At 59.3% G+C, this 8,080-nt stretch carries 6 protein-coding genes; 1 reads left to right on the top strand and 5 read right to left on the bottom strand.

Features of this window, described 5'->3' with window-relative positions; all coding sequences use genetic code 11:
- Window positions 1-204: 204 nt before the first annotated feature.
- From WCA10_RS10120 to WCA10_RS10100, 5 genes are all read right to left on the bottom strand, one after another.
- A complete protein-coding gene (locus WCA10_RS10120) occupies window positions 205-657 on the bottom strand; it encodes a VOC family protein (protein ID WP_472822390.1) in 453 nt (150 codons plus the stop codon).
- Window positions 658-841: 184 nt separating this feature from the next.
- Window positions 842-1,675 carry a tetratricopeptide repeat protein gene (locus WCA10_RS10115; RefSeq protein ID WP_472822389.1) on the bottom strand — a complete coding sequence of 278 codons (834 nt, stop codon included), beginning with the start codon at window positions 1,673-1,675 and terminating at the stop codon, window positions 842-844.
- Entirely contained in the window at window positions 1,606-2,847 is a 1,242-nt protein-coding gene (locus WCA10_RS10110) for a winged helix-turn-helix domain-containing protein (RefSeq protein WP_472822388.1), read from the bottom strand. Before WCA10_RS10110 ends, WCA10_RS10115 begins: the two co-directional genes overlap by 70 nt.
- A 468-nt stretch (window positions 2,848-3,315) precedes the next feature.
- A complete protein-coding gene (locus WCA10_RS10105; RefSeq protein ID WP_472822387.1) occupies window positions 3,316-3,717 on the bottom strand; it encodes a DUF1801 domain-containing protein in 402 nt (133 codons plus the stop codon).
- Between the two features lie 157 nt (window positions 3,718-3,874).
- Entirely contained in the window at window positions 3,875-5,653 is a 1,779-nt protein-coding gene (locus WCA10_RS10100; RefSeq protein ID WP_472822386.1) for a VWA domain-containing protein, read from the bottom strand.
- Between the two features lie 248 nt (window positions 5,654-5,901).
- On the opposite strand from WCA10_RS10100, the gene WCA10_RS10095 reads away from it, so the two are divergent.
- On the top strand, window positions 5,902-7,977 hold the full coding sequence (locus tag WCA10_RS10095) for a S46 family peptidase (RefSeq protein ID WP_472822385.1): 2,076 nt from the start codon (window positions 5,902-5,904) through the stop codon (window positions 7,975-7,977).
- The last annotated feature ends 103 nt before the right edge of the window (window positions 7,978-8,080 follow it).

Raw genomic sequence — 8,080 nt, 5'->3', positions numbered from 1 at the left:
AACATTCAGGGGAAATTACCTGCAAAACGGCGGCAGTTGCAAAGTCCTCTATCTGAAAGCTTTGAAAAATTCTTGAAAGAAATGCTCTTGACATGCCATGAGGTGAACCCCTTGAGTGAGACAGTTTGTGCGCGTTCGTGAGCTAACCGTTTTCGATGCGTGGGCTGAAAAACCCCCGAGGTTCCTCTGGGCCGACGGGGCCTCCTACTCTCGCGCGGCGGCTTCAAGCGCGGGGAGGTCCATCTTGATCATGCCCATCATGGCTTGCATGGCTTTGGGGTTACTGATGAGCTCGCCGATGTTGCGGGGGACAATTTGCCAGCAGAGGCCGAAGCGATCGGTGAGCCATCCGCAGGCCATGGGTTTTCCGCCTTCGATCAGTTTGTCCCAGTAGCTATCAATTCCCTGCTGGGAGTCGCAGCGGACGAAGAAGGAGAAGCCAGGGGTGAGTTGCTGTGCGGGGCCGCCGTTGAGAAAGACCATCTCCTGACCTTCAAGCTCGATGGTGATGGTGGCGATCTTGCCGGCGGGCCACGGACCGACGCCTTTGGAACGGAGCTCATCGAGTTTGCGAGCGTGGGGGAAGACGCTGAGGTAAAACTCGGCGGCCTCTTCAGCGTTGTCATTGAACCAGAGGAAGGGGGCAAGCTTGTTCATGGGAGGCATGGTATCAGCCGGGAGGTAAGTTGCAACAAGCCGACTTTTCGTTCCTTTTCGGGTCAATGAGTGCATCGGCGATTAAGCGCTCATTGAGATGAGCAGAATTGTTTTACTGGACATGTTTTACCGGGAATTGCTCGAGTGGGCGAATTCGCGCGATGTCGCGAACCTACGCGATCGATTAACGGACCCCGACTCGATGAAGCAGGTCGCCGAAGCGGGGATCGGAACGAAGAGGGTCCAACTCCACAGCGTAGCCGTCCTCGAGAAGATAGCCGTTGTGCTTTCGCGAAGCCTCATTTAAGAGGGCGATGCTTTTATTCCTGTCTCCGAGTCCTGCATAAACGTAGGCCAGACTAACTGGGTCGTTCGCAGGCAGCTGCGCAAGAATCTTCCTCGCTCCGGCAATATCACCCGCCTGCGCCCGCGCGTACCCGAGCATCGCAAGGTAGTGGGGATAGTTCTCTCCGAGTCGCGCCATCTCAACCGCGCGGCTCAGCTCCACAATCGCTTGCGGATAAATGTGTTTCCCGACGTAAACCTCTCCAAGTTCGGCGTGCAGATCAACCTGGGTGGGATCCATCGCCAACGCCTTCTTATACTGCTCGATCGCCAGGTCCCATTGCCGCATCACGCGATATTGGAACCCCAGATGACCGACGGGCGTCGAAGAGACCGGATCGAGTTCGAGCAGCTTCTTTGACTCCACCATCGCCTCGTCATACCGGCCGGCAGACATCAGAAAGTGCGAATACCAGTGATGTCCGGGAGCGTAGTTCGGCGCCAGCTCAAGCCCTTTCCTGATCTCTACCTCTGCGCCCGCGAAATCCCAATCGTGCTCCCAACGCAAGAATCCAAGAATCGCATGGGCCTCACCCATGTCCGGCTTCAGTTCCAGTGCCCGGTTGATCGCGGCTAACCCGCGTCGCGTCCCTTCTTCCTCGCTTACGCCCGCCACGCCATATACGTAGCACTCCGCCATCCCCACGTAGGCAAGGGCATAATTGCTGTCCAACTCGGTGGCCCGCTCGAAAAGGTGCAGCGCCTCCGCGGAGCTCTCGGCAGTCCAGAGATCAACGTAAGAACGGCCGCGGAGATAAGCGGTCCCGCATGCAGCCGCTCTTCCTCTGCGGACGAAATCGTGGTCCGCACCTCGGCGGCAATTGTGTGCGCCAGCTCGCTCTGCAATGTGAGCACGTCTTTCAAGTCGCGCTCATAGCTGTCGGACCAGAGATGCATGTCGGACCGAGCGTTGATGAGCTGCGCCGTAATGCGCACGCGATCGCCCGTCCGCAACACAGAGCCTTCAATCACGCCGTCCACGTTCAACTCGCGCGCAATCTCCGGCATCGTACGAGTGGTCCCCTTGTAGTGCATTGCCGAGGTGCGCGAGATTACGCGAAGCGCGCTTATCTTCGCCAGATCGGTTGTCATCTCCTCCGTCATCGCGTCGGCAAAGTAGTCCTGCGACCTGTCACCCGAGAGATTCGCGAAGGGCAGCACGGCAATCGAATGGATGTCGCGGTCCGAAGCGACCGCGACCCGCATCCTGGTAGCAAAGAAGGCAGTTGCCAGAGCCACGGCCACCACCAATGCCAACGCAACCCCAACGCGGACACTCCATCCTCTTGCGTGAACTCGAAGCTCCGAGCGAGGGTCACCTGGACCGGAACCGCCCAGCGGCGCAAGCGAATCACCTGCCCCTGGCTCGTCGAGTGGATTTGCGGTCTTTGCAGGCTCTTCGCGGAACGCGGTAGAAGCCGCCCCCGATGCCCGGGCCGTCGTCACCACCACCTTTACATCGCCGATGAACCTGTATCCCAGGCGCGGCAGCGTCTCTATATATTGAGGCTGATCGGCTGAATCCCCCAGCGACTCCCTGAGCCGCTTCATTGCGTTATTCAGTCCCTGATCAAAATCCACATATGTGTCGTCTGACCACAGCCGCAACCGCAGCGCGTCTCGCGCGACCACCTCGCCCGGCTGTTCCAGCAGCATCGACAAAACCTGAAAGGCCTGTCTTTGTAGCCGAACCCGATGCCCAACGCGTGTCAGTTCACCCGTCCGCAGATCAAGCACGAACGGGCCAAATTTGACCTTGGCCACTCCCGGGGGCAATGACGCCGTCTCCATCGCCAAACCTCGAATCTGCCCGCCGCTCTCGTTCGATAGTCTAGCACTCGCCATCAAATCGGGACCCCCAGTGGAGCACCTGGTCGGACGGGGTTCATCCCGCCCGAAAGTGAAGCCAGGATCAAACTAGGCGGTGAGATGGAATGTGAGTTTTCTAGCTTTAAACCCTAAGCCTCACATCCGCTTCCACTTCACAGGACGCTCAAAAGACAGCCAAACGACAGCTCCGCGCGATTGCGCGCGCCAGGCCCGAGGCACATCCTCAGTCCATTCGGTCGGCCCCCCTGCCCGAAATCCCAAAGGCCGCTAGCGCGCTTTGGATGTCAACTGTCGCATACAGGCCAATGCACTCATCCATCATGGGGTTCTCACCCAAACAGGATCGGTACTGAAACACGCCGATATCGTCGCGAGCGTTCGTTCTTGTCTCAGAGGGAAGACTTTCTGATGCAATCGCGGGACTTCGCCGCAGATGCGGGGAGTCAGGATCTAAGGTCGGCTGGTCAGGGCGGTTCGCGTGGTTTAGCCGTTTTCGATGCGGGTTTTAATGTCGGCGTAAGCGGTGTGGATGAGGGTCGTGAGTGCTGCTTCGTTGTTGGGTGTTCCGGGTTTCAGCTTTATATGACGCATGAACTTGCCGGCGCCTTGCAGGAGGCGGGCCGGATCAGGCAGGGCGGCGCCTTGAAAGAATCCGACGTTGACGTGCGCGGTGAACACGTCGACATACGCGAAGGGGACGTCGCCCAGGCAAGCGACGGGGCAACCGTCGTGGATGAGTTCGCGAACTTCGTCGCCGCACTTGCGCATGACTTGAAACCAGCGCTGCGCGATGGAGCCGAGTTCTGCTGCGTGGTTTTTCATCCAGGCATCGATGGCGGGATCATGCTGGACGGCGCCGTTGAGGCGGAACAAATCGGATTTCATGGTTGGTACTCCGCGTCGTTCCCTGACACTACCTTTTTTTGAAAAGAGACCGAGGAAGACAAGAAGCAGATTCTTCGATCACCACCCCCAAACTGAAATACGTTTGGAGCCCCATTCGCTCAGAATGACACCGCCAATTACGGGAAAGATTTCAGACTCAGGGAACGGGACGGATGGCGGCGACGGGGACTTCAAGGGTTCCGGCGCGCTCGGTGCTGGCGTCGTAGACACCGGCGCGGAGGTAGACATCGCCGGGCGGCATATCGAAGTCGAAGTGGAAGGGAATACCGTTGCTTTCTGCGAAGGCCCACTGGTCGGCACGGATGGCGAGGTTGACGGAGCGAACGAGCCAGTTGAGGCTTTCTCCGCGCTGGCTATAAGCAATGAGTGCGACTTCGACCGGAGCGCGGCGGGTTCCATCGGCACTCTCGATGAGGTTGAGATTCTGCAGTGAGAGAAAGAAGCGCACGGTGTAGTGGTTGAGGGGCGGCTTGAGGGCGGGATTGTCGCCATTGGGTGGCGCGCCCGCGGGTGCGTTGTCTGCGACGGGCTCGACGTTGAGCCGGAAGTGAAGGTCAGAGAAGCTGGGCATGCCACGGTCCATGAGCGGGCGCAGGGGATCTTTCATGGGTTGGGCTGCATTGGCCTTGATTTCGGCAGAGGTGCGTTCGAAGTAGCTGCGGCGGTAGGAGAGCTTGTAGCCCTCTTCTTTGAGCTGGACGGCGATTTTGCGTTCGCGTCCGATTTCCCTGGGGTCGGTGGGCGTGTAGGCGAGAGTGTAGTAGCTGGAGCCGTTCTGGATGTCTTCAGCGAGGGCGCCCTTGAGGTCGTTGTTGTGCATCGCTCTTCCACCGGTCGCATTGGCCCAGTTCTCTGTAGAAATCAATCCAAAATACGGGGTTGTAGGTGCGGAGACGCCGTCCGGCAGAGTCGCTCCGGGGGCAAGGCTGCCTGCCTGGTTGTTGCCGGCACCGCTAATGTCGGAGTTGGGCACTGCCGGGATTCCTGTTGCATCGATCGGGTAGACGGAGACGCGGGCGGCGGCGAGGGCGTCGATGGTTTTCTTGACCTCGTCTAAGTAGGGGCAGGTGTCGGGGAAGCAGAGCGGAACGGATCCGACGAACCAGACGAGATTTTTGCGGCCGGGGATGTCGGCAACGTAGTGGGCGATGGCTTGGAGTGCGTCGAGGGTGATAAGGAGCTGCTGGTTCTTCTGCTCATTGGCCGAGGTGGCGAGGAAATCCTGGATGTTGCCGATCATCTGGGCGAGCTGCGCGCCGCCGTTGGCCCCCGGGCCCCCGGGGTCTGCAGTCATTGTGTAGAGACCATTCAAGGCGGTGGATTGGGAGGCGAGTTCGTTGGGGGTTGCTTCCATGGCGACGGCGACAGGGTTGCCGGCGAGACGCTCGACAGAGGTGCGGAGGAGGGTAGAGTCGTCGGTGAATCCCTGGATGATGCGGAGGCGATCGCCGAGGAGAAAGACGCCGATGCGGAGGCCCGGGGGAATGGTGCCGAGATATTTGACGATGCGCTGACGGGCGTAGGCCTGATCCTGCGTGGTGGTGTTGAGGGCGTCCATGAGCAGGAGGTTGATGGCCTGATTGGGCGGCGCGTTGGGGACGTTGGTGAAGGTGTTGGGCGGGAGGGACGGCGCGGGTTGTGCGGGAGCGGACGCGGACGGGAAGTGAGGCTCGAAATACTCGATTGCCTGCGGCTTGCCGTTTTCGAGGACTTCGAAGTCCTCTTTGTGGAGGTTGGGGACGGCGGAGCCTTTCTTGTCGGTGACGACGACGTCGACGAGGACGTTGCGGACATTGATCTGGAGGGGCGGGGCGGGGGGCAGGTTGTTGGCGGCCTGGGCCGAGGCGCAGGTGGGGGCAATGGTTGTAGATATGATGGCGAGAAGGGTCAGGGCCGGGGTCCGGAAGCAGAGCATGAAGTACGCCTCAATGGGAACAGGACACTATAGCACTGGACGGTTGAAAGGGTGGTGATGGGTGCGTCGAAGTTGGCGGGGATTCTGAGTGTGGCTTATGGGGAGCGGGCGACGGGTTCACGGACGGGGGGGGTCGCGATGAGGTAGTCTTAGCGGTTGGGAGAGAGCAGGGACGAAGGGACTAGGGAACGCAAAAGCTGTTGGTGGGATGACATCTTAACTTTCGTTTTAATTTTGTGAGGGATTCGATGATTGGTTGGGCGAAGTGTTCTGTTGCATGTCTGGCGGTGGCCGTGGTGGCTGCTGCGCCTGTGATCCGCGCCGAAGAGGGGATGTGGACCTTTGATAATCCGCCGTTGAAGCAGTTGGCGGCGAAGTACAATTTTCATCCTACGCAGGAGTGGCTAGATCATCTGCGGCTTTCGAGCGTGCGGCTGAATGACGGCGGGTCGGGGTCATTTGTGAGTCCGGATGGACTGCTGCTGACGAATCATCACGTGGCGCGGGGACAATTGCAGAAGAACTCGACGGCGGAACACGACTATCTGCTCAATGGTTTCTATGCGGCGACGCCGGACCAGGAGATGAAGTCGCCGGACCTTGAGATCAACGTGCTCGTGGGCATGCAGGATGTGACGGCGCGGGTGCAGGGTGCGGCCAAGGGCATTGCCGATGCCGCGAAGGCGCTGAAGGCGCGCGAGGCGGAGGTGGCGGCGATCACGAAGGAGAGCAAGGACAAGACAGGATTGCGCTCGGACGTGGTGACGTTTTACAACGGCGGCGAGTACTGGCTATATCAATACAAGGTGTACACCGATGTGCGGCTGGTGTTTGCGCCGGAAGAGCAGGCGGCATTTTTCGGAGGCGATCCGGATAACTTTACGTATCCGCGGTACGACCTGGACATGGCGCTGTTTCGCGTTTATGAGAACGGCAAGCCGCTGCACACGGACAGCTATCTGAAATGGAGCGCGAAGGGCGCGGCGCCGGGCGAGCTGATTTTTATCTCCGGGCATCCGGGATCGTCATCGCGGCAGGACACGATGGCACAGCTACTGGTGGAGCGGGATGTAGTAGAGCCGGCGGTTACGGAGTATCTGAAGCGGCGGATCGCGGCAGCGCAGGCGTATGCGGCGCAGGGGCCGGAACAGGCGCGGCAGGTGGGGTCGACGATTTTTGGATTGAAGAACAGCCTCAAGGTGTATATCGGCCGTGAGGAAGCGCTGGCGGACAAGAATCTGATCGCGAAGAAGCAGTCGGAAGAGGATGATTTCCGGAAGAAAGTTGCGGCGAATCCGGAGTGGGAGAAGGAATACGGCGGCGCCTGGGACACGATTGCGAAGGCCGAAGAGCTAGTGAAGCCGGAATTTCGCTACCAGATTTATCGCAGGACGGATAGCCGGCTGTTTACCATTGCGCTGCTGTTGGTGCAGTATGCCGCAGAAATAAAGAAGCCGGATGGCGAGCGGTTGCCGCAATTCCATGATGCGAATTTGCAATCGCTGAAATTTCAGTTGCTGTCGCCGGCGCCGATTTCAAGCGGCTCGGAAAAGCTGTTCATGAAGACGGCGGTGAGCCTCGGCGAGGAGAAACTAGGCAAGGACGACGCGTATGTGCAGGCGGTGCTGCACGGAGGGCCGGTGGATGCGACGGTGGATTCGCTGGTGGATGGAACGAAGCTGGGCGATGTGGCGGTGCGCAAAGAACTGATGGATGGCGGCGAGGCAGCGATTGCGGCTTCTACGGATCCGATGATTGTGGCAGCGAGGCGGGTGGACCCGATTGTACGGGAGTCGCAGCGGAAGATACGCGACACCATCTCGAGCGTGCTGACACCGGCAGGCGAGAAGCTGGGGAAGGCACGATTTCTGGTGTATGGGAAGAATGCATATCCGGATGCGACGTTCACGCTGCGGTTGAGCTACGGGACGGTGGAAGGATATCCCTACAACGGCACGATTGCGCCACCGTTTACGACGTTCTATGGACTGTACGATCGCGCGGACAGCTTTAGCGATAAAGCGCCGTTCAATCTGACGCCGAAGGAAGAGGCGGGATTGGGAAAGCTGAATTTGTCGACGCCGCTGGACTTTGTTTCGACGGGCGACATTATCGGCGGGAACTCGGGGTCGCCGGTGGTGAATCGCGAAGGCGAATTGGTGGGGCTGATTTTTGATGGCAACATCGAATCGCTGGCCGGGGATTTTGTGTACGACGGCACGAAAAATCGCGCGGTGGCTGTGCACTCGGCGGGGATGATCGAGGGCCTGCGCAAGCTGTATGGAGCGGATAAGCTGGCGGATGAGCTGGAGGGGAAGAAGTAAGAGAGTTGTCAGTTTTCAGTTGTCAGTTTTCAGTTCAGCGTTTCGGAGTTTGGAGACATGACGGGAGGGGAGCCGTGGTGGCTTCCCTTCTCTTTTTGCGTTT

Origin of the sequence: Occallatibacter sp. (assembly GCF_049582745.1) — a bacterium.
In the GTDB taxonomy this organism is placed as follows: domain Bacteria; phylum Acidobacteriota; class Terriglobia; order Terriglobales; family Acidobacteriaceae; genus Telmatobacter.
This window is presented reverse-complemented; position numbering and strand designations above follow the sequence as displayed.